The sequence below is a fragment of the Mycobacterium sp. NGS45 genome (assembly GCF_059812645.1).
Genome location: NZ_JCALDB010000012.1, coordinates 1 through 20,124, shown reverse-complemented (window position 1 = coordinate 20,124; position 20,124 = coordinate 1). Strand labels below are relative to the sequence as shown.

22 protein-coding genes and 1 pseudogene are annotated in these 20,124 nt (G+C 69.0%); 12 read left to right on the top strand and 11 right to left on the bottom strand.

The features are described 5' to 3' along the window. The first annotated feature begins 75 nt into the window (after nucleotides 1–75). A complete protein-coding gene (locus AC5Y3P_RS12715; protein WP_500046261.1) occupies nucleotides 76–1,722 on the top strand; it encodes an N-acetylmuramoyl-L-alanine amidase in 1,647 nt (548 codons plus the stop codon). Between the two features lie 30 nt (nucleotides 1,723–1,752). On the opposite strand, the gene AC5Y3P_RS12710 is transcribed toward AC5Y3P_RS12715, so the two are convergent. Genes AC5Y3P_RS12710 through AC5Y3P_RS12700 form a run of 3 tightly spaced genes read right to left on the bottom strand, consistent with a single transcriptional unit; the run spans nucleotide 1,753 to nucleotide 4,072 of the window. Then, nucleotides 1,753–2,568: an HAD family hydrolase gene (locus AC5Y3P_RS12710; RefSeq protein ID WP_500046260.1), complete on the bottom strand. Its 816-nt coding sequence runs from the start codon at nucleotides 2,566–2,568 to the stop codon at nucleotides 1,753–1,755. Beyond that, nucleotides 2,565–3,311: a lysophospholipid acyltransferase family protein gene (locus AC5Y3P_RS12705; RefSeq protein ID WP_500046259.1), complete on the bottom strand. Its 747-nt coding sequence runs from the start codon at nucleotides 3,309–3,311 to the stop codon at nucleotides 2,565–2,567. The genes AC5Y3P_RS12710 and AC5Y3P_RS12705 overlap by 4 nt, the downstream gene beginning before the upstream one ends. A 5-nt stretch (nucleotides 3,312–3,316) precedes the next feature. Beyond that, a complete protein-coding gene (locus tag AC5Y3P_RS12700) occupies nucleotides 3,317–4,072 on the bottom strand; it encodes a lysophospholipid acyltransferase family protein (protein ID WP_500046258.1) in 756 nt (251 codons plus the stop codon). Nucleotides 4,073–4,272: 200 nt separating this feature from the next. Here AC5Y3P_RS12700 and AC5Y3P_RS12695 point away from each other — a divergent pair, with 200 nt between their 5' ends. Beyond that, nucleotides 4,273–5,823 (top strand): Rieske 2Fe-2S domain-containing protein, encoded by a 1,551-nt coding sequence (locus AC5Y3P_RS12695; protein ID WP_500046257.1) that lies wholly within the window; start codon nucleotides 4,273–4,275, stop codon nucleotides 5,821–5,823. Then, a complete protein-coding gene (locus AC5Y3P_RS12690; protein WP_500046256.1) occupies nucleotides 5,820–6,161 on the top strand; it encodes a hypothetical protein in 342 nt (113 codons plus the stop codon). The genes AC5Y3P_RS12695 and AC5Y3P_RS12690 overlap by 4 nt, the downstream gene beginning before the upstream one ends. 97 nt (nucleotides 6,162–6,258) lie before the next feature. Here AC5Y3P_RS12690 and AC5Y3P_RS12685 read toward each other — a convergent pair whose 3' ends face one another. Together AC5Y3P_RS12685 and serS are read right to left on the bottom strand one after the other, a co-directional pair. Then, nucleotides 6,259–7,074 (bottom strand): DUF5718 family protein, encoded by an 816-nt coding sequence (locus AC5Y3P_RS12685; protein WP_500046255.1) that lies wholly within the window; start codon nucleotides 7,072–7,074, stop codon nucleotides 6,259–6,261. Next, nucleotides 7,071–8,324, bottom strand: a complete 1,254-nt coding sequence (gene serS, locus AC5Y3P_RS12680) for a serine--tRNA ligase (RefSeq protein WP_500046254.1) — start codon at nucleotides 8,322–8,324, stop codon at nucleotides 7,071–7,073. The genes AC5Y3P_RS12685 and serS overlap by 4 nt, the downstream gene beginning before the upstream one ends. 405 nt (nucleotides 8,325–8,729) lie before the next feature. Here serS and AC5Y3P_RS12675 point away from each other — a divergent pair. Both AC5Y3P_RS12675 and AC5Y3P_RS12670 read left to right on the top strand, forming a co-directional pair. Further along, a pseudogene (locus AC5Y3P_RS12675) lies at nucleotides 8,730–9,818 on the top strand (septum formation family protein); the annotation flags it as partial. A 23-nt stretch (nucleotides 9,819–9,841) separates the two neighbouring features. Beyond that, on the top strand, nucleotides 9,842–10,195 hold the full coding sequence (locus AC5Y3P_RS12670) for a metallopeptidase family protein (protein ID WP_500046253.1): 354 nt from the start codon (nucleotides 9,842–9,844) through the stop codon (nucleotides 10,193–10,195). A 237-nt stretch (nucleotides 10,196–10,432) separates the two neighbouring features. Here the strand turns inward: AC5Y3P_RS12670 and AC5Y3P_RS12665 are convergent, their stop codons facing one another. Together AC5Y3P_RS12665 and pheA are read right to left on the bottom strand one after the other, a co-directional pair. Next, nucleotides 10,433–11,116 carry a histidine phosphatase family protein gene (locus AC5Y3P_RS12665; RefSeq protein WP_500046252.1) on the bottom strand — a complete coding sequence of 228 codons (684 nt, stop codon included), beginning with the start codon at nucleotides 11,114–11,116 and terminating at the stop codon, nucleotides 10,433–10,435. After that, nucleotides 11,113–12,051, bottom strand: coding sequence for a prephenate dehydratase (pheA, locus tag AC5Y3P_RS12660; protein WP_500046251.1), 939 nt, complete (start codon nucleotides 12,049–12,051; stop codon nucleotides 11,113–11,115). The genes AC5Y3P_RS12665 and pheA overlap by 4 nt, the downstream gene beginning before the upstream one ends. 116 nt (nucleotides 12,052–12,167) lie before the next feature. On the opposite strand from pheA, the gene AC5Y3P_RS12655 reads away from it, so the two are divergent. The 5 genes from AC5Y3P_RS12655 to AC5Y3P_RS12635 all read left to right on the top strand — a co-directional run bounded on the left by AC5Y3P_RS12655 (nucleotide 12,168) and on the right by AC5Y3P_RS12635 (nucleotide 16,315). Then, nucleotides 12,168–12,944, top strand: a complete 777-nt coding sequence (locus AC5Y3P_RS12655) for a DUF2470 domain-containing protein (RefSeq protein ID WP_500046250.1) — start codon at nucleotides 12,168–12,170, stop codon at nucleotides 12,942–12,944. Between the two features lie 27 nt (nucleotides 12,945–12,971). Then, on the top strand, nucleotides 12,972–13,778 hold the full coding sequence (locus AC5Y3P_RS12650) for a CPBP family intramembrane glutamic endopeptidase (protein ID WP_500046249.1): 807 nt from the start codon (nucleotides 12,972–12,974) through the stop codon (nucleotides 13,776–13,778). 9 nt (nucleotides 13,779–13,787) lie between these two features. Further along, the gene (locus AC5Y3P_RS12645) at nucleotides 13,788–15,053 is read left to right on the top strand and encodes an LCP family protein (protein ID WP_500046248.1); all 1,266 of its coding nucleotides are present in this window, start codon (nucleotides 13,788–13,790) and stop codon (nucleotides 15,051–15,053) included. A 33-nt stretch (nucleotides 15,054–15,086) separates the two neighbouring features. Further along, nucleotides 15,087–15,644 carry a ferritin gene (locus AC5Y3P_RS12640; protein WP_500046247.1) on the top strand — a complete coding sequence of 186 codons (558 nt, stop codon included), beginning with the start codon at nucleotides 15,087–15,089 and terminating at the stop codon, nucleotides 15,642–15,644. A gap of 125 nt (nucleotides 15,645–15,769) precedes the next feature. Further along, entirely contained in the window at nucleotides 15,770–16,315 is a 546-nt protein-coding gene (locus AC5Y3P_RS12635) for a ferritin (RefSeq protein WP_500046246.1), read from the top strand. Between the two features lie 10 nt (nucleotides 16,316–16,325). Here the strand turns inward: AC5Y3P_RS12635 and AC5Y3P_RS12630 are convergent, their stop codons facing one another. From AC5Y3P_RS12630 to AC5Y3P_RS12620, 3 genes are all read right to left on the bottom strand, one after another. Next, nucleotides 16,326–17,153, bottom strand: a complete 828-nt coding sequence (locus tag AC5Y3P_RS12630) for a glycerophosphodiester phosphodiesterase (RefSeq protein WP_500046245.1) — start codon at nucleotides 17,151–17,153, stop codon at nucleotides 16,326–16,328. A gap of 4 nt (nucleotides 17,154–17,157) precedes the next feature. Then, nucleotides 17,158–18,318, bottom strand: a complete 1,161-nt coding sequence (locus tag AC5Y3P_RS12625; RefSeq protein WP_500046244.1) for a DUF4328 domain-containing protein — start codon at nucleotides 18,316–18,318, stop codon at nucleotides 17,158–17,160. A 61-nt stretch (nucleotides 18,319–18,379) separates the two neighbouring features. Beyond that, nucleotides 18,380–18,715 (bottom strand): rhodanese-like domain-containing protein, encoded by a 336-nt coding sequence (locus AC5Y3P_RS12620; protein ID WP_500046243.1) that lies wholly within the window; start codon nucleotides 18,713–18,715, stop codon nucleotides 18,380–18,382. 399 nt (nucleotides 18,716–19,114) lie between these two features. On the opposite strand from AC5Y3P_RS12620, the gene AC5Y3P_RS12615 reads away from it, so the two are divergent. After that, the gene (locus AC5Y3P_RS12615; RefSeq protein WP_500046242.1) at nucleotides 19,115–19,270 is read left to right on the top strand and encodes a hypothetical protein; all 156 of its coding nucleotides are present in this window, start codon (nucleotides 19,115–19,117) and stop codon (nucleotides 19,268–19,270) included. A gap of 69 nt (nucleotides 19,271–19,339) precedes the next feature. Here AC5Y3P_RS12615 and AC5Y3P_RS12610 read toward each other — a convergent pair whose 3' ends face one another. Beyond that, nucleotides 19,340–19,633 carry a S26 family signal peptidase gene (locus tag AC5Y3P_RS12610; RefSeq protein ID WP_500046405.1) on the bottom strand — a complete coding sequence of 98 codons (294 nt, stop codon included), beginning with the start codon at nucleotides 19,631–19,633 and terminating at the stop codon, nucleotides 19,340–19,342. Between the two features lie 85 nt (nucleotides 19,634–19,718). Between AC5Y3P_RS12610 and sodN the strand changes: the two genes are divergently transcribed. Continuing rightward, nucleotides 19,719–20,124 (top strand): superoxide dismutase, Ni (gene sodN / locus AC5Y3P_RS12605; RefSeq protein WP_500046241.1); only part of this gene is annotated, 406 nt, incomplete at its 3' end.

Genomic DNA, 20,124 nt, shown 5'->3' with positions numbered 1-20,124 from the left:
TGCAGGTTTAACTTTCTTCACTTTCGTACCGTGTCGAAACAGTGGCAACTGTAGTCCCATACGTAACATCAGCGTGTGCTCCGCCGTTTCGGTCGCCGCCCCGCGCCGACACTTCTCTACACCGCGATCGCGGCCACCGTCTTCGCGCTGCCGATCAGCGTGGCCGGCGAGCAGGAGCCCACGCCCCCGCAGGCCACCGACACCCGGCTGGCCGAACAACCGCTGGCCGGGGTGGGTGGCGGCGTCACGATCCGCGAACTGTCCCAGGACACCCCGTTCTCGATGGTCGCGCTGACCGGCGACGACCTGTCGGCCACCTCGGCCGAGGTGCGCGCGCAACGCTCCGACGGCAGCTGGGGACCGTGGTACCAGGTCGAAACCCTGGAATCCACCGCCGACACCGACACCGACACCCACACCGACGACGCTGACACGCAGCACCATCCACGCGGCAGCCACCCGGTGTTCGTCGGGACCACCAACGCCGTCCAGATCTCGCTGACCCGGCCCGACAACGCCCCGGTCACCGATCCGGCACCGCCGCAGACCGAGCAACCCGATCTCGGCTACCGCCCGGCCAACGTCGAAGAGTCTCTGGGCCAGCACCTGTCCGTCATCCTGATCAGCCCGCCGCAAGCACCGCTGGATCCGCAGTGGACACCACCGAATGCAGTACTGCCGGCCGGCCAGCCGCCGGCGATTATCGGCCGCGGGCAATGGGGTGCGGGCCCGACCCGCTGCGGCGACCCGGTCTACAGCGACACCGTGCGGGCCGGCATCGTGCACCACACCGCCGGCAGCAACGACTACGCGCCGGAGGACTCCGCTGCGATCGTGCGCGCCATCTGGGCCTATCACACCGAAACCCTGGGCTGGTGCGACATCGCCTACAACGCGCTGGTGGACAAGTACGGACAAGTCTTCGAAGGCCGCGCCGGCGGTGTCGACCGCGCCGTGCAGGGCTCGCACACCGGCGGCTTCAACCGCGAGACGTTCGGCGTGGCGATGCTGGGCGAGTTCGACCACGAACGGCCCAGCGACCCGCAGTTGCGCAGCGTCGGCCGACTGCTGGGCTGGCGACTCGGGCTCGATCATGACGATCCGCGCGGCACCGTGGAACTGGTCTCGGCCGGCGGCTCCTACACCCATTTCCCGCGCGGATCGAAACCCACGCTGCCCACCATCTTCACCCACCGCGACGTCGGCAACACCGACTGCCCGGGCGATGCGGCGTATGCGGCGATGAACGAGATCCGGGAAATCGCAGCACGTTTCAACGAACCGCCGCTACCCAAGACGCTGGAGGAGCAGCTGCGCGGCGGTGCCATCCACGCCAAGTGGCAGGCGCTCGGCGGCGAGGCCGGGGCGCTGGGCAAACCCACCTCACCGGAGTCCTGGGCCGCCGGCCAAACCCGCTACGCCACCTTCGAACGCGGCGCGGTGTACTGGTCGCCGACCTCCGGCGCCCAGCCCGTGACCGGCGCGATCTACGCGGCCTGGGCCTCGCTGGGCTACGAGCGTGGTCTGCTCGGTCTACCCACCAGCGCCGAGATCGCCGAACCGCAGTGGATCGTGCAGAACTTCCAGCACGGCACGTTGAACTTCGACCGCGAGACCGGCACCGTGACCCGGGTGGTCGAGGGCGTGGCCCAGCAACTCCCGCCACCACCGCCGGAGGGGCCACCGGTGCAGCTGGAGCGGTTCACCCGGATCTCGAGCTGACCGCCCGCATGGGTCTGCGGGCCAGCGGTTCTACAGCCACCAGCGTTCCAGCACCCGGGCCAAGCCGTCGTCGGTGTTGGGTGCGGTGATCTCGTTGGCGGCCTGCAGCGCCTCGGGATGACCGTTGCCCATCGCCACCCCGTGGCCGGCCCAGGCCAGCATCGGCACGTCGTTGGGCATGTCCCCGAAGGTGATGATGTCGGCAGCCGGGATGCCCAGCGGCGCGGCGATCTCGGCGACGCCGGTGGCCTTGCTGATGCCCGACGGCATGATCTCGATCAGGCCGTTGTTGGTGCTGTAGGTCAGGTCGCCTTCGGCGCCGACGTGCGGGGCCAGCGCGGCGGCCATGTCCGCGCTGCGCGCACCGGTCTTGCGGATCAACAGTTTGATCGCAGGTGCCGAGAGCAGATCGGTCAGCGACACCTCGGTGTTGTCCGGGTTCAGCCAGGCGTGCTCGTAGCCGGGTGAGCTGATGAACTGCGGCGTGGCGGCGTCGTGTGCACTGTTGCCGATCCGCTCTACGGCCAGACCGGAACCGGGGATCACCCGACCGGCGATGTCGGCCAGCCGGGTCAGCGCGTCGATCGACAGGGTGCGCGCGGAGACCACGGTGTCGGTCTCCGGGTCGTAGATCACCGCGCCGTTGGCACACACCGCCGGCGGCGCGAAACCCAGCTCGTCGACGATCGGCGCGATCCAACGCGGCGGGCGCCCCGTCGCGAGCACGAACCGGGTGCCGTCGGCGATCGCGGCCGCGATCGCCGCGCGGGTGCGCGGGGTGACGCGTTCGTCGTCATCGAGCAGGGTGCCGTCGACGTCGGTGGCGATCAGCGCCGGCAGGGTCATCGGCCTTCCGCCCGTTTACGGGCGCGCTCGGCCAGCTCGGCCTCGTCGAGCACCCGGGCTTCGGACATCGTCGGGGCGCCGCCCCCGAGCCGCTGCGGTACCCAGTGCGCACCCTCCGGGTGCGGATAGGACTCCTGCACCTCGTGCAGCATGCGGGTCATCTGCTCCCGCAACGTGGCATCGAGTTCGGCCGCGCTGCCGTCCGGCGGGATCGGTTCGCCGACCGCTACCCGGATCGGAATCTTGTGCCGCCCCAGCTTCTTCGGGTGGTCCTTGGTCCACATCCGGTGGGCCCCCCAGGCGATCAGCGGGATGATCGGCACCTGCGCCTCCAAGGCCATCCGGACCGCGCCGGTCTTGAATTCCTTGAGTTCGAAGGACCGGCTGATGGTGGCCTCCGGGTAGACCGCCACCAGTTCACCGGCGCGCAGCTGTTCGACGGCCACCGCATAGGCCTGCGCACCGGCGCTGCGGTCCACCGGGATGGTCTTGGTCCGGGTGATCAGGAAGTTGACCACCTTCACGTCCTTCATCTCGGCCTTGATCATGAACCGCATCCGGCGCTTGCGGTATGTGGCGGCCAGCGCGGCCGGCAGGAAGTCGATGTAGCTGGTGTGGTTGATCGCGATCACCGCGCCACCGGTTTGCGGGATGTGTTCGAGTCCGGTGAACTCGATCTTGGTTCCGACCAGCCGAAACGCGACCTTGGCGGCGATCTCCAGAGTACGGAAAACCGGCTCCATCCGGCTTACTCCGTGCCGTGCCGATGTGCTTTGCGCGCAGCCATCTCCTCCGCGTCCAGGCGGGCGGCCTCGGCCAACGTCGGCGCGCTGCCGCCGAGCCGCTTGGGCACCCAGAACGCGCCCGGCGGATACGGGCCGTAGGCGTCTTGCACCTGCTCGAGCAGTTGCTGCATGCGGGTGTGCAGGAGTTCGGTCAGCTCGGCGGCCGGCAATGTCGGCTGGATCGGTTCGCCGACCGCGACCGAGATCGGCACCTTGGGCCGCCACATCTTCTTCGGGTGGTCCTTGGTCCAGATGCGTTGGGCGCCCCACACGATGTGCGGGATGATCGGGACGTCGGCGGCAATCGCCATCCGCGCCGCACCGGACTTGAACTCCTTGATCTCGAAGCTGCGGCTGATCGTGGCCTCCGGGTAGACGCCGACCAGTTCGCCCTCCTTGAGGCGGCGGCAGGCTTCGGCGAAGGAGTCCGCACCGGCGGCCCGATCCACCGGGATGTGCCGCAGCCGACGCATCAGCGGGCCACCGATCTTGTTGTCGAAGACTTCCTGCTTGGCCATGAACCGCACCTTGCGGCCCAGGCCCTGCCGGTAGGCGGGCAGGCCGGCGAAGGTGAAGTCGAAGTAGCTGGTGTGGTTGATCGCGACCACTGCGCCACCGGTGCGGGGCAGGTTCTCGACGCCGGTGACGGTGAACTTCAGGCCCTGCGCCTTCCAGATCCCACGTGCAAGCTGGATGACGGTGCCGTATACGGGTTCCACGGCTCACCAGCCTAGTGCGCTGGCCGAGTGCCCTGCGCCGCAAGGTTGAGCAGCGCCGGTGCGGCCAGGGACCTCAGGCATCGGGCCCGGTGCCGAACGGCTCGGCCGGAAGCGACGGCCGCAGCGGGTCCGGCGCCGCGCCGGCAGTTAAGCTCGTGGCTGCACGTTGTTGGCGTCTAGTCGGTGGTCGGAGAGAAGAAGTGCAGGTCACGAGCGTCGGACATGCCGGCTTCCTGATTGAGACCGCCGCCGGGCGGATCCTGTGCGACCCGTGGGTGAACCCGGCCTATTTCGGATCCTGGTTCGTCTTCCCGGACAACAGCGAGCTGGACTGGGCCGCGCTCGGCGACGTGGACTACCTCTACATCTCGCACCTGCACAAGGACCACTTCGATCCGGAACTGCTGCGCGCGCACGTCAACAAAGACGCCGTGGTGCTGCTGCCGGACTTCCCGGTGCCGGATCTGCAGCGCGAACTGACCGCGCTCGGGTTCACCCGGTTCTTCGAGACCACCGACTCGGTGAAGCACACCGTCACCGGCGCCAAGGGCGACCTGGACGTCATGATCATCGCGTTGCGGGCCCCGGCCGACGGGCCGATCGGCGACTCGGGTCTGGTGGTCTGCGACGGCGAGACCGTTGCGTTCAACATGAACGACGCGCGGCCCATCGACCTGGACATGGTGGCGGCCGATTTCGGTCACGTCGACGTGCACATGCTGCAGTATTCGGGCGCCATCTGGTACCCGATGGTCTACGACATGCCGGCCCGGGCCAAGGTGGCGTTCGGCACCCAGAAGCGGCAGCGCCAGATGGACCGGTGCCGGCAGTACATCGCGCAGGTGGGTGCCACCTGGGTGATCCCGTCGGCGGGCCCGCCGTGTTTTCTGGACGACGACCTGCGCTTCCTCAACGACGACCGCGATGACCCGGCCAACATCTTCCCCGACCAGATGGTGTTCTTGGACCAACTGCGCCGGCACGGCCACGACGGTGGGCTGCTGATGATCCCGGGCACCACGGCCGACTTCACCGGCTCCACCTTGAACTCGCTGACCCACCCGCTTCCGGTCGCGGACGTCGAGGCGATCTTCACCACCGGCAAGGCCGATTACATCGAGGCCTACGCGCAGCGGATGGCTCCGGTGCTGGCCGCCGAGAAGGCGCGCTGGGCGCCGGCCGACGGCGAGTCACTGCTCGAGCCGCTGCGCGAGCTGTTCGAGCCGATCATGGTGCAGACCGACCAGATCTGCGACGGCATCGGGTATCCGGTCGAGCTGCGGCTGGGCCCCGAGACCGTGGTCTTGGACTTCCCGAAACGAGCTGTGCGCGAACCGATCCCGGATGAGAAGTTTCGCTACGGGTTCGAGATCGCGCCCGAGCTGGTGCGCACCGTGGTCCGTGACGGCGAGCCGGACTGGGTGAACACCATCTTCTTGTCCACCCGGTTCAAGGCCTGGCGGGTGGGCGGCTACAACGAGTACCTGTACACCTTCTTCAAGTGCCTGACCGATGAGCGGATTGCCTATGCCGACGGCTGGTTCGCCGAGGCGCACGACGACACCTCGACGATCACGTTGGACGGCTGGGAGATTCAGCGCCGCTGCCCGCACCTGAAGGCAGATCTGTCGAAGTTCGGCATCGTCGAGGGGTCGACCTTGACCTGCAATCTGCACGGCTGGCAGTGGAATCTGGAGAACGGTCGCTGCCTGACCACCAAGGGCCACGAGTTGCGGGTGAGCAAGCCATGAGCGCCCCGCCCCGGCAGTACTACGACGACGGTCTGATCCAGCTGGACGCACAGGCAATCACGTTGCGCCGCTACCACTTCCCGTCCGGTACCTCGAAGGTGATCCCGGTGTCGGCGATCAAGGGCTACCAGGTGAGTCCGCTGGGCTGGTGGATGCAGCGGTTCCGGATCTGGGGCAGCAGCGATCTGCGGCGCTGGCTGCCACTGGACATCAAGCGGCCGCTGAAGTCTGCGCTAGTCACCCTCGACGTGCCGGGGGTCTACCCGCAGCCCGCGTGCACCCCGGAGCGGCCGGAGGAGTTCGTCGCGATGCTCGACGAGGTGCTCTCCGAGCAGTAATCCCTCGCCCCGCTTTTCGCTCTGCCGTCTCCGTCCCGCTCTTCAGGTCAACAGAGCGGGACGGAGACGGTAGAGCGGCAAGGCGGCGGGCGCGAATCTAGGACGAAACCTTTTGCCGCAGCTCGGAAACCGCATCGGACTCGGTGTCGTACACCCGGATCACGGCGTCGTCCTCGGCCTGCAGGTAGGTCGAGGCGCCCAACTCGGTGTAGCGGGTGGCACCGATGCCGATCAGCACGTTGGTCGGCCGGCCCGCGGCCACCATCAGCGCGCCGACGTCCTCGAGCGGGGTGTCCGGTGAACCCTTCTGGTTCGCCAGCCGCTCGACGATCCAATCCAGCAGCACCTCACCGTAATACGAGTAACCGAGCAGCGGGCTGTCCACGCCGTAGGCGTGCTCCTGCCCGTCCGGACCGTGCAGGAAACAGGCCAGCCGCAAGGTGGCGGTCGGGCCGTCCGGGGTCAGGTCGCTGATCTCGAAGAACTCGCGCGCCACGCCCTTTGAGGCCGGGCCCCAGTTCTTCTTGTGGCTGATCTTCGGTGCGCCGGGCCGGCGGATCGAGCAGTCGTTGAACGCGCCGAGGGCGAACGGCTCCAGCGAGGCAACCACGTCGCCGTTCCAGTGCACCGAGCAGGCCAGCCCGACTTCGGGTTCGATCTGCAGGTTCAGCGGGCCGTCGAAATCCGGGCTGGGCGCCGGTAATTGGATCTTGTCGTGGGACAGCGGGAACTCCCCGAGGAACCCGTCGGTGCCCGGCGCGTACCAGGGGAAGATGCCCTTGGGGGCAGTGCCTTCGCTGGTGACGTTGACGAAGTCCACCGCCTCACCGGCCTGCTCCAGGTGCCCGGCGAAATTGCCGGCCACCCCGAAACCGAACCAGGTCCGCAGTTCGTCGCTGTCCAAAGTGATCACGGGCGCAGCACCTCCGTGCCGAGGTAGGGCACCAGCGCCGCCGGCACACGCACACTGCCGTCGGGCTGCTGGTGGTTTTCCAGGATCGCAACCAGCCACCGGGTGGTGGCCAGCGTGCCGTTGAGGGTGGCCGCGGTCTGCGGCTTGCCGTTGTCGTCGCGGTAGCGGGTGGCCAGCCGGCGAGCCTGGAACGTGGTGCAGTTCGAGGTCGACGTCAGCTCCCGGTAGGTGCCCTGCGACGGCACCCAGGCTTCGCAGTCGAACTTGCGCGCGGCCGAGGAACCCAGATCCCCTGCAGCGACGTCGATCACCCGGTACGGCACCTCGATGGCCGCCAGCATCTCGCGCTGCCAGCCCAGCAGCCGGTCGTGTTCGGCTTGCGCGTCCTCGGGTTTGCAGTAGACGAACGCCTCGACCTTGTCGAACTGATGCACCCGGATGATGCCGCGGGTGTCCTTGCCGTAGCTGCCTGCCTCGCGGCGGAAACACGACGACCAGCCCGCGTAGCGGCGCGGACCGCCGGACAGGTCGAGGATCTCACCGGAGTGGTATCCGGCCAGCGGCACCTCCGAGGTGCCCACCAGGTACAGGTCGTCGGAGTCCACCCGGTACACCTCGTCGGCGTGCGCGCCCAGAAACCCGGTGCCGCCCATGATCTCCGGGCGCACCAGCACCGGCGGGATCATCAGGGTGAACCCGGCGTCGACGGCCAGCCGCACCGCCAGCTGCAGCAATCCGAGCTGCAGCAGCGCGCCGTGCCCGGTCAGGAAGTAGAACCGCGAACCGGACACCTTGGCGCCGCGCTCCATGTCGAACAGGCCCAGCGCTTCCCCGAGCTCGAGGTGGTCCTTGGGATCGGCGATCTGCGGTGGCTCGCCGACGGTGTCGAGGACGACGTAGTCGTCTTCACCGCCGCTGGGCACGTCCGGCACGATCACGTTGTCGATCGCCAGATGCGCTGCCGAGAACGCCGCCTCCGCCGCGGCCTGGGCCGCCTCGGCCTCCTTGACCGCGGCCGCCAACTCCTTGGCCTTGGCCAAGACCGCCGGACGGTCCTCCGGGCTCGCCGCGCCGACCTGCTTGCTGACCGCCTTTTGCTCGGCGCGCAGGTTGTCGGCGGCCGACACCGCGGCGCGCCGGGAGCTGTCCGCGGTCAGCAGCGCATCCACCAGGTCAGGGTCGGCGCCGCGACTGCGCTGGGAGCGCCGCACCAGCTCGGGGTCGTCTCGGAGCACCTTCAGGTCGATCACGCCCGCCAACCCTACTTTCGTCAGGTACCCGTCGCGCGCCCGGCCGGGCAACCCCGCGTCGCCCTCCGACGTTGAACACCCCACCGGCCAGAACAGCCTCACGACGTTACATTCGGCGCATCGGTCACAGCACCCGACACGCCTGTCACAATGGAGGGGATGTCTGACGCACCTGAGCAGGGTTCCGGCGCGGAACCCGAGTCGACCGCCGAGTCAGAAGCCGAGGCGGACAGCGCTGAAACCGAGGCCGTGACCGGGGACCCCGCCGCGGCCTCCATCGAGGACTCCGAGAAGGGCCGCGAGAAGGACCCGGACGGGGATCTCGATGAGAAGGCGGACGGCGACGGCACCGATGCGCAGCCGGCGGAGGCGTCGGCCGAGGATTCCGAAGAGCACCTGGACGACGTGGACGACGACCTCGACGAGACCCCAGAAGAAACCCCGGACCAGACCGCGGCGGCAGCGACCAAACGGCCCAAACGCTCGGGGTGGTTGCGCACGCTGCAGCCGGCGTCGACCCGGCGCGCGCTGCTGCTGACCGCACTCGGCGGCCTGCTGATCGCCGGTCTGTTGACCGCGGTGCCGATCGGCGGGCCGCAGGCCAACCTGCTCGGCTATCTCGGTTCGGACCCGGTGCCGCCCACCACCGGCAACGGCAACCACACCTTCGACAACGCGAAGGCCGGCGACTGCCTGAACTGGCCGGGCAACACTCCCGACGACGCCACGGTGGTGGACTGCTCCGAGGAGCACCGGTTCGAAGTGGTCGAGTCGGTCGACATGCGCACCTTCCCCGGCTCGGAGTACGGCCCGAACGCCGAACCGCCGTCGCCGGCTCGGATTCAGCAGATCACCAAGGAGCAGTGCGAGGTCGCCGCACGCAACTACCTGGGCCCCCGATTCGACCCGAACAGCCGGTTCACGGTCAGCATGTTGTGGTCCGGCGACTCCGCCTGGCGCCACGACGGCGAGCGCCGGATGCTGTGCGGTCTGCAGCTGCCCGGCCCGGACGGTCAGCAGCTGCCGTTCCAGGGCAGGGTCGCCGACAACGACCAGTCCAAGGTCTGGCCGGTGGGCACCTGCCTGGGTATCGACCCGGGTAGCAATCAGCCCACCGATGTGCCGGTCGACTGCGCGGCCCCGCATGCGGTCGAGGTCACCGGCGCGGTGGACCTGGCGGCCAAGTTCCCCGGTGAGCTGCCGTCGGACGAGGATCAGGACAACTTCATCAAGGAAGCCTGCACCCGGATGACCGACGAGTACCTGGATCCGGTCCAGCTCCGGGACACCACCTTGACTCTGATCTACAGCACCATCGGGTTGCCCAGCTGGTCGGCCGGCAGTCACCAGGTGTCCTGCAGCATCGGCGCCACGCTGGGCAACGGCGGCTGGGCCACGCTGGTGAACAGCGCCAAGGGCCCGCTGCTGATCAACGGTCAGCCGCCGGTTCCGCCGCCGGACATCCCGGCCGAACGGTTGAACCTGCCGCCGGTGACGGACGGACCCAACTAGTCCCGATGGCGGTGCGGATGAGCGCGCAGCGGTTCGACGAGTTGGTCTCCGATGCGCTGGACCAGATTCCCGCCGAGCTGATGGCCGCCCTCGACAACGTCGTCGTGTTGGTCGAGGACGAACACCCCGAGGAACCGGACCTGCTCGGCCTGTACGAGGGCACCGCGCTGACCGATCGGTTCTACTCGGAGTACGCCGGGGCGCTGCCGGACACCGTCACCATCTACCGGCGTGCGCTGCTGACCATGTGCGATTCGGAAGACGAGGTGGTCGACGAGGTGGCCATCACGGTGGTCCACGAGATCGCCCACCATTTCGGCATCGACGACGAACGGCTGCACGAACTCGGCTGGGGCTGAACCGCAATCACGATTCGGTCGCCGGGCGCGGCACCGCGACTTCGTCGGTCCGCGGTGCTAAGAACAAGTCATGGAGTCCAGATGCCGGGAATGCGCCGCGGGTCGGGTGCACTGCCACGGCACGCTCATTCAGCACAGCTGGGGACACGCTGACTGCACCGACCCGGGCTGCGCGGTTCCCGAGGTCACGGTGCACACCTTCGTGGTCGACTGCGACGTGGTGGGTTGCGAATGCGGTCAGCCCATCGGGTCGGGCACCTGGGTGGCTTCCGCGGCCGGCTGAGTCCGCGGCTGCGGGGCCAGCGGGGGCCCGGCTGCACCCCACTGCAGGCAGTTCCACTCGCCGCCGGCGCCCGGTGCCAACACCACCGATTCGGTGTTGGCCAGGTGGTGCTCCAACGCGAACTCGCCGTCCACCCCGCCCAGCACGGCGCCGGCCAACCGGATCGCCGCGCCATGACTGACGACGACGACGTCGCCGACGAAGTTCGGATCGTCCAGGTACTGCACCCGCAGCTGCTGCACCACCGGCAGGAACCGGTCCAAGACCTGCTCCCCGGACTCGCCGCCGGGCATCTCCACCCGCAGCCGGCCCCGATGCCAGCCCTGATAGATCCCCTCGAACTCCTTGATGGCCTCGTCGTCGTTGCGGTTCTCCAACTCGCCGACCTGCACCTCGTGCAGGTCGGCGAACTCGACGGTGGTCAGGCCCAAGGTCGCACCGATGACGCCCGCGGTCTGCCGGGCCCGGATGGCGATCGAGTGACCCAACAGCCCGGGCCGCGCGGCGGCGCGGGCGAACCCGCGGGCTTGTTCACGGCCCTTCGGGGTGAGATCCGCACCGGGCGGGCGGGTGTCGAGCCGTTTTTCCACGTTGCCGTAGGTCTGACCGTGCCGCAGCAGGACCAGGCGACCACTCACGACGATGCCTCCGGTCCGGGTTGGCCGGCGCGCAACCACGCCAACCAGTCCTGGGCATCGTCGATTCGGGGAGGCAGCGCGCCCGCGGCCGCGCCGGTGGGCCAAGAACCTAGAAATCGCACATCGGTACAACGTCGGCGCAACGCAGTTAGTGCCTGGGCCACCGACGCGTCGTCGATGTGGCCGACACAGTCCAGGAAGAACACGTAGGTGCCCAGCTCAACCCGGGTGGGCCGGGACTCGATCCGGGTCAGATCGATGTCGCGGAGACCGAACTCGCTCAACGCAGTCACCAGCGCGCCCGGAGCGTTGTCCAGCTTGAGCACCACCGAGGTGCGGTCGGCGCCGGTGCGGGCCGGCGGCGCGGCGGGGCGACCCACCAACACGAACCGGGTCCGGGCATTCGGTTCGTCGACGACGTCGTCGGCCAGCGTGTTCAGTTCGTGGCGCTGCGCGGCCAGGCGGGTGCTGACCCCGGCGTGCGCGCGGCCGGCGGCCACGTCGGCTGCCGCACCGGCGTTCGAAATGGCCGGTACCACTTCGGCATCCGGCAGATGCTCGGCCAGCCAGTGCCGCACCTGGGCGGCCGCCACCGGGAACGCCGCGACGGTGCGGACGTCGGCGGCAGTCAGTCCGGCGCCGATCACGATGCTGAACGACACTTCCAGGGTCAGTTCGGCGAACACCTGCAGCGGCGCGCCGACGGCCAGGTCGTCCAGGGTGGGCAGCACCGACCCCTCGATCGAGTTCTCGATCGGCACGCACGCGTAGTCGGCGGCACCGCTGCGCACCGCGGCCAGTGCGGCCGGGGTGCTGTTGGTGGCGATCGGATCGGTGTGGCCGGACCCGCCCGGGATGAGCCCGTCGGCGACCATCCGCTGCAGCGCCGCATCGCAGAAGGTGCCCTGCGGGCCCAGATACGCGATGGCGACCACGGTTGAACCCTATCCGGAAAGTCTTGCCAACCCGGCCAAGTTCTAGTTAAGTTAGGCTTACCTCACCGCCGGCGGAGTGGCCTGCGCCACCCGATCGCACACCTGGAAGGCATTCGATGGCAACCGCGACGATTCCCGGACCCACGACGGCAGAACGGATCCGAAGCGCCTGCGCACGGGCCCGCAACGCGCTCATCGCGCTGGACAGTGCCGGCGCCGATCCCGAGCAGATCGCTGTGCATCACCTGCTGGCCGACGGTTCGATCGCGCTGACCGTGCCGATCCGCGGCGTCGCGGCGCAGAACGTGCTGAGCGCCGACGCGTCTGGTGTGCAGGCCATGCTCGAGCTCACCGACTACGCGCCGCTGCCGCTGCGCGAACCGGTCCGCTCGCTGGTCTGGATTCGCGGTCAGCTGTTCCAGGTTCCCGACGCCATGCTGCGGGCCACCCTGGACGTGATCGCCTCGGGCAATCCCGACCCGGCGCTGCTGCAGGTCGGTTCGGAGTTCGCGCTGCTGCGGCTCGAGATCGAGTCGGTGGTGGTCGCCGATTCCACCGGCGCCGAGTCGGTCGGCATCAGCGCGCTGTTGGAGGCCAAGCCGGACCCGTTCTGCGCCATGGAAACCCAGTGGCTGCGCCACATCGACTCCGACCACCGCGACGTGGTGGCCCGGCTGGTGGCCAAGCTGCCGCGCGGGCTGCGCTGCGGCCAGGTGCGTCCGCTCGGCTTGGACCGCTACGGGCTGCGGTTGCGGGTCGAGAGCGAGGACGGCGACCACGACGTGCGGATGCCGTTCCCCAAGCCGGTCGACGACGTCAACGGACTCAGCCAGGCCATCCGGGTCCTGATGGGTTGCCCGTTCGTCAACGGCCTGCGGACTCGCCGGACCTGATCCGGTCCTGACCGTTACCGTGGCCGGGTGAGCGCGCCCGACCACGAGGCCGACCGGCCGGCCGCCGACCGCGCGGCACGCCGAACCGGACTGCGCCTCGAACTGCTCGTCGTACTGACCGTCACCTTCGGCCTGAGCGCCGTCACCGCGGCGCTGCGACTGATCGACTTCACCCTGCGCGGGCTGGCCGACCAGACCGTCAGCCTCAATCCGCGGCGCGCCTACTTCGATCTGATCGACCTGGGCCTGAACCTGGCCTACGCATCGCAGCTGCTGGCCTGGGGCGGGCTCGGCCTCTACCTGCTGTGGCGCGACGGCATCGGCCCGGCCCGGGTGGGACTCGGCCGGTTCTCGCTGCGCCTGGACCTGGGTGGCGGTTTGGCCTTGGCCGCGCTGATCGGTCTGCCCGGGCTGGGCCTCTACCTGGCCGCCCGCGCGCTCGGTTTCAGCGCCGAGGTGGTACCCAGCGAGCTGACCGACACCTGGTGGCGCATCCCGGCGCTGTTGCTGCTGGCATTCGGCAACGCCTGGGCCGAGGAAGTCATCGTGGTCGGCTATCTGCTCACCCGGCTCAAACAACTCGGCGTCCGCCCGAACCGGGCGCTGCTGATCTCGGCGCTGCTGCGCGGCACCTATCACCTCTACCAGGGCTTCGGCGCGGGCCTCGGAAACCTGGTGATGGGGCTGGTGTTCGGTTACGCGTGGCGGCGCAGCGGCCGGTTGTGGCCGCTGATCGTGGCGCACGCCGTGATCGACGCGGTGGCCTTCGTCGGCTACGCACTGCTGGCCTCCCGGCTCGGCTGGTTACCGGTCGATGCCCCCGATGGCGCGTAAATTGACCTGGTGAACCGACAGCGGCCCGAACGCGCGGACGACCCGTGGTTTCGTCGGCCGCCGCGCGAGGAACCGTCGCAGGTGATCCGGCGCGATCCGCGGTACCCGCCGCCCGGGCCGGCGCGCCGGCCGCCGCCACCTCCCCCACCGAACCGGTCGACCGCGGCACCGCCGCCGCGGCAGCCGCCACCCGCGCCGCCTCCCCCACGGCAGCGTCCCCCGCGGCAGCCTCCCCCACGGCAGCGTCCACCGGCTCCGCCCCGCCGCCCGTCGGTTGCGCCGGCGCCCGCCAAAGCCGGCCGACCCAAACGCAAGCGGCGCCGGGTCCCGGTGGGCGCGCTGCTGCTGACCGTGCTGCTGCTCGTGGTCACCGGCGTGGCCGGTGTCGGGGTATGGCTGGAACGCTCGCTGAACCGCACTGCTGCACTGCTTGAATACGCCGACCGTCCGGCGGCCGGAGCGGGCACCACCTGGCTGCTGGTGGGATCCGATAGCCGCACCGACCTGTCCGCCGAGCAGCAGGCCGAGTTGAGCACCGGCGGCGATCTGGGCAATGCCCGCACCGACACCATCGTGCTGGTGCACCTGCCCGCGCTGGGTTCGGCCGCGCCCACCACCATCGTGTCGATCCCGCGCGATTCCTACCTGTGGGTTCCCGGCTACGGCCAGGACAAGGTCAACGCGGCCTTCTCGCTCGGCGGCGCGCCGCTGCTGGCCCAGACCGTCGAGCAGGCCACCGGACTGCGGCTGGACCATTACGCCGAGATCGGCTTCAGCGGCTTCGCGGCGGTGGTCGACGCGCTCGGTGGCATCACGGTGTGTCCGGCCGAACCGATCTCGGATCCGCTGGCCGGCATCGAGCTGCCGGCCGGCTGCCAGCATCTCGGCGGGCGCGACGCCCTGGGCTATGTCCGCAGCCGCGCCACCCCGCGCGCGGACCTGGACCGGATGGCCAACCAGCGCCAGATGATCACCGACCTGCTGCACCGGGTGACCAGCCCGGCGGTCTGGCTCAACCCGTGGCGCTGGTACGCGGTGCCACAGGCCGCCGCCGGCGCCCTCACCGTCGACGACGACGACCACGTCTGGGATCTGGCCCGGCTCGGCTGGGGTCTGCGCGGCACGCCGGTCACCGTCACCGTCCCGATCGGCGAGTTCGTCTCCACCGGGTCCGGAGCGGCGGTGGTGTGGGACCAGACCGCGGCCGCCGAACTGTTCGCGGCGCTGGCCGCCGACCGGCCGGTGCCGCAGTCGGTGCTCGACGCGCAACCCTGACCGTCTGCACCGGCCGCTGGTTATGGTTTGCAGGTGACCGACGCCGCCGCAGATCAGCCGACGTTCTTGGACCTACTCACCGCGCAGGTGGGCAATGAGTTCACCGCCGCCCAGCAGTACACCGCCGTCGCGGTGTACTTCGATGGCCAGGACCTGCCCCAGCTGGCCCGCCGGTTCTATCGCCAGGCCGTCGAGGAGCGCAATCACGCCATGATGATCGTGCGCTACCTGCTGGACAAGGATGTTCCGGTGGCCATCCCCGGGGTGCCGCCGGTGGTCACCGCATTCGACTCGGTGCGCGGGCCCGTCGAGCTCGCGTTGGCGCAGGAACGCGAGGTGACCGAACAGGTGACCCGGTTGGCCAAGGCGGCCCGCGCCGACGGCGACTACCTCGGCGAGCAGTTCATGCAGTGGTTCCTCAAGGAGCAGGTCGAAGAGGTGGCGTCGATGACCACGCTGCTGACCGTGCTGGACCGCGCCGGGGACAACCTGTTCCACCTGGAGAACTTCGTCGAACGGGAGATGAACAGCGGCGCCGGCGCCGTTGATCCGACCGCTCCGGCCGCCGCCGGCGGCGCCGTATCTTTGTGATCCAGCTAACTTTTTGGCGTGCTCCCAAACGGCCGCTAGGCAGCATCGCCTAAGCTAGGCGATGCTATCCAAAGTAAGCGTTACCTTCGATGACAGGTGCCCTGACCTGCACTATTCTGGTCGACATGACTGTGGATAACGCCCTTGACACGAAGTTTCACGGCCTCCTCCAGGACCAGATCCGGAACGAGTTCAGCGGCTCCCAGCAATACATTGCGATCGCTGTCTACTTCGATGGCGAGGATCTCCCGCAACTGGCCGCGCACTTCTATCGGCAGGCCGTCGAGGAACGCAACCACGCCATGATGCTGGTGCGCTATCTGCTCGACCGCGGTGCGCGTGCCGAGATTCCCGGCATCGACGCGGTGCGCACCGAGTTCGACTCGGCCCGCGATGCGATTGCCGCCGCCCTGGAACTCGAGCGGTCGGTGACCGATCAGATCGTGGCGTTGGCCGCAGCGGCCCGCGACGAGAACGACTACCTGGGCGAGCAGTTCATGGCCTGGTTCCTCAAGGAGCAGATCGAGGAGGTGTCCTCGATGACCAGCCTGCTGCGGATCGCCGACCGCGCCGGGAACAACCTGTTCGACCTCGAGGACTACGTGGCCCGCGAGATGGCCGCCGGTGCCGCCGACGTCAGCGCGCCGCCGGCCGCCGGCGGGACGCTCTGACCCACCCGCACTAGCCGACGCCGCTGGCGCCGCTCAATCCGTTCTGCAACCAATCCTTGGTGCGGCCCGGGTGGTTGGTCGCCACCCACGCCACCCCTTGATCGCGGCAGAACTGCACGTCTTCGTAGTGGTCGACGGTCCAGCAGTACAGCGCCCGGCCCTGGGCCGCGGCCCGGTCCACCAGTTCGGGACGTTCCCGCAACGTCGCGATGGACGGACCCACCGCGGTGGCGCCGACCGTCGTGGCCGCGCTGCCGCCCAGATAGCGCGAGGTCTCGCCGAGCAGCACCGTCGGGAGCAGCGGCGCCGAGCGCCGGACCCGCCACACCGCGGCCGCCGAGAAGGACATCACCACGGCCCGGGACAGATCGGCCGAAGCCGGTGCCGCCAAGCCGTACCGGTGCAGCAGCGCCAGCAGCTTGCTTTCCACCAACGCGCCGTAGCGCACCGGGTGTTTGGTCTCGATGAACAGCTTGACCGGCCGGCTCCAGTCCAAGACCAGTTCGACCAACCGGTCCAGGGTCAGCAGACCGGTGTCACCGGCGCCACCGTCCGGTCGCCAACCGCTGTGCCAGGATCCGTAGTCGAATTCGCGCAGCTGCGCCAGCGTCAGATCGCTGACCACGCCGGTGCCCGACGAGGTGCGGTCGATGCGCCGGTCGTGCACGCACACCAGATGACCGTCGCGGGTGAGCCTGACATCGCACTCGACGCCGTCGGCGCCTTGCTCCAGCGCGAGTTCGTAGGCCGCCAGGGTGTGCTCGGGCAGCTGCGCTGAAGCGCCCCGGTGCGCGACGACGAACGGGTGCCCTGCGTGCGCGTCGTCGTCCCCAGGCATGGCTCTATGCTGCCGGGTCCTGCGTGCGGGGCTCAACCGGAAGCGGCGAATCGGCATCCTGTTGCGGGCCGGGCTGATTCGCGTCGGGATCGGCGTCGCCGGCCCGGCGCTGGTCCGGCGCCTGCCCGGCGGGCCCGTCGGCGTCCGGGACCACCACCCAGCGCGGTGCCGACCGATCGGCCGGCTTGGCCATGAACCCGTCGTAGACCCGCAGCAGCGTGAGCAGTGTGCCGGCCGCGACCAGGTAGGCACACACCATGGCCACGGTGTGATTGGCGAAGTCCTGTGTCGACCGGGTGTAGCTGACATCGAAGAGCCAGTTGGCCATCGAGGCCAGGATCGCGCGGGTGATCGGGTGCAGCAGCACCGCGAAGGTGGAGGCCACCGCGCTGCAGGCCCACATCACCCACCACACCCGGATGGCGGTGCGCTGCCGCGAGTAGATGCCCTCGGCGATAGCGGTCTCGATCGCGAACACCGGCGCGAAGAACAGGTTGATCGGCGGCAGCAGACAGCCCACCCACAATTCCCACTGCGGGCGCGGGTCCTCGACGCCGCGACGCTCGTAGACCGTGGCCCGCCGGGTGATCAGCCAGTACGCGACCAGCACCTGGCAGCCGACCAGCGCCAGCAGCGCCAAGCCGCTGGCCAGCCAGCCGAGTCCGGTGGCGGTGCCGGCGATCAGCGGGTGCAGCAAGATCGTGCGGTTGATCAGCATCAGCAGGTAGCGCAGCACCAGCACCGCCGCGGCCGCCACCAGCACCCAGGTGGTCGCCACGATGGCGGACCGGACGAGGTTCGGATCGGGTCCCGGGCGCGGTGGTGCCTCATCGGTCTGGACCGCACTGGTCTGGCCGTGCAGGGTCCAGCGCGGGATGACCTGGTAGCGCGGTGTCGGGCCGAGCCTCCGGGGCCGGGATCGCGGCGGAGGCGGCGGGCCGGGGCGCACCGCTATCCAGCGGTAGCCGCGGGGCAGGGCGGCCGCGGCGGGCCCGTTGCCCGGGCCGGGCGCAGCGGTCTGCCGCACGGCAGTGGTCGCCGCCTGCGCAGTCGGACTGACCACCTCGGTGGGCGGCAGCAGGGTGCCCTGGCAGCGCGGGCACCACACGCGCTGCTTGTTGCGCACGTTCCAGCGCGTGCGGCAGGACGAACAGACCTGGATCACCGCACCAGCCTAACGACGGTCAGCGGGCATTGCGGCAGCTGCACGGCGGGCAACGGCACGACTACACCGTGCCGGCGCCGCCACTGTCGGTGACCACCGGGCGTCCGGCTGCTGCCCAGTCCAACATGCCGCCGTCGACGTTGATCGGGTCGTAGCCGTTGCGTTGCAGGTACTGCGCGACCCGTTGGGACCGGCCGCCGGCACGGCAGATCACGTACAGCGTCGCGTCGCGGTCGATCTCGCCCATCCGCACCGGGATGTCTCCCATCGGGATGTGTTGGGCCCCGGGCGCGTGGCCCTGCTGCCACTCGTCGTCCTCGCGGACGTCGAGGAGCACCGCGTCGGTCAGGTCGGTGGGCAGTGCGGAAATCGAAACTTGCGGGACGGCGTCTTCCATGTGTCGATCCTGGCACGCCGAAACCGGCCGGTCGCCCGGAGTTCATCGGGCAACCGAAGATAGCGGGACTTATCCACAATTTCCACAGGTTTGTCCACAGGTTTAACTGCGCGCAGATTGGGTATCCGCCTCGCTTGTCAGGCGTGTCGCAGATCCGGCTGTGGATAACTGCGGCCGTCTCAGGCTCGGAAATCAACAACCGGAGACGGTTCCGAGCGAACATCCGCGTCGCGCAGCGCCGACCGCCGCTGCACCGATGACTACCGCTGCGCCTGGACTTATTCACTCGCCGGTGCGGATTTTCCTCGCGCGCATCGAGCCGCTATGATCGCCGTCACAGCAGTAATTGTGACTCTTCTCACTAGGGGTGGCATTGATCGTGCAGGTCAGGGGCTTCTGATGGCGACACATCCGATTGGGCCGTCGTCGTCCCCGCAACAGCACTGGTACACGCCATCGTCGACCTGCAACCGCTCGTACCTGGTCGCCATGTTGCGCGCCGGCTTCATCGCGGCGGTGCTGCTCGGCATCCTGGCGTTGGTCGTCCTGTTCTGAAATTGGACGCCCCGGCATCCTGGGGATGGCCGCCGGGCTGAAACTCCCCACCCGGTCACTGCGGACTTGTCAATGCGACCCGCGCTCGGTCCCGACCGCCCCACGCACCGTCCACAGCACCCGATAGGACCCCGCTGCAGGCTGCCACCCGAAGTGCCGGGAATCCACCACCCCGGCCGCCCGCGGATTGTCCGACACGGCTTCGAAGGTCGCCGTCCGGCCTCGGCCACGCACCCCGCCGACCCGTTTGATCAACCACCGCTGCGGCAACGTCGGGTCCGGGAACACCCGCAATTCACCGCTGCGCGGCCGCGCCCAGCGCACGGCCAGCAGACCGTCGCCGGGGTTCAGGCTGGGCCGCATGGAGTCTTCGACCACCACGAACCGGCGTAACAAGCAGCCACCCGGCCCATGGTTATTGCCCACCCTCTGAGGGTAAGTTAGGCCCATGCTGCATCGACTCTTCAACAACGCAACCCCCGCCCACGCCCACTGTGATCTGTACTGCGGTGTCTACGACCCCGCGCAGGCCAAGATCGAGGCCTTGTCCTGCCTGAAGACGATTCAGAAGTACAACGACTCCGATGACGAACACTTCCGCACCCGCGCCATCCTGATCAAGGAGCAGCGCGCCGAAGAGGTCAAGCACCACCTGATGGTTCTGTGGGCCGACTTCTTCGAAAAGAAGCACTTCGAGCAGTTCCCCAACCTGCACCAGCTGTTCTGGGACGGCATCCACGGCGCCGGTGACGTCAAGAAGTCCACCGACCTGGCCGTCGCCGAGAAGCTGCTCAAGACCATCGACGAGATCGCCGACATCTTCTGGCAGACCGAGAAGTCCAAGAACGCGGGCG

Excerpts from the sequence above, each read along its gene's own strand:
- AC5Y3P_RS12710 (WP_500046260.1), bottom strand. The coding sequence starts at position 2,568 with ATGACCCTGCCGGCGCTGATCGCCACCGACGTCGACGGCACCCTGCTC.
- AC5Y3P_RS12705 (WP_500046259.1), bottom strand. The coding sequence starts at position 3,311 with ATGGAGCCGGTTTTCCGTACTCTGGAGATCGCCGCCAAGGTCGCGTTT.
- AC5Y3P_RS12690 (WP_500046256.1), top strand. The coding sequence starts at position 5,820 with ATGAGCGCCCCGCCCCGGCAGTACTACGACGACGGTCTGATCCAGCTG.
- AC5Y3P_RS12670 (WP_500046253.1), top strand. The coding sequence starts at position 9,842 with ATGGCGGTGCGGATGAGCGCGCAGCGGTTCGACGAGTTGGTCTCCGAT.
- AC5Y3P_RS12655 (WP_500046250.1), top strand. The coding sequence starts at position 12,168 with ATGGCAACCGCGACGATTCCCGGACCCACGACGGCAGAACGGATCCGA.
- AC5Y3P_RS12635 (WP_500046246.1), top strand. The coding sequence starts at position 15,770 with ATGACTGTGGATAACGCCCTTGACACGAAGTTTCACGGCCTCCTCCAG.
- AC5Y3P_RS12630 (WP_500046245.1), bottom strand. The coding sequence starts at position 17,153 with ATGCCTGGGGACGACGACGCGCACGCAGGGCACCCGTTCGTCGTCGCG.
- AC5Y3P_RS12620 (WP_500046243.1), bottom strand. The coding sequence starts at position 18,715 with ATGGAAGACGCCGTCCCGCAAGTTTCGATTTCCGCACTGCCCACCGAC.
- AC5Y3P_RS12615 (WP_500046242.1), top strand. The coding sequence starts at position 19,115 with ATGGCGACACATCCGATTGGGCCGTCGTCGTCCCCGCAACAGCACTGG.
- AC5Y3P_RS12610 (WP_500046405.1), bottom strand. The coding sequence starts at position 19,633 with ATGCGGCCCAGCCTGAACCCCGGCGACGGTCTGCTGGCCGTGCGCTGG.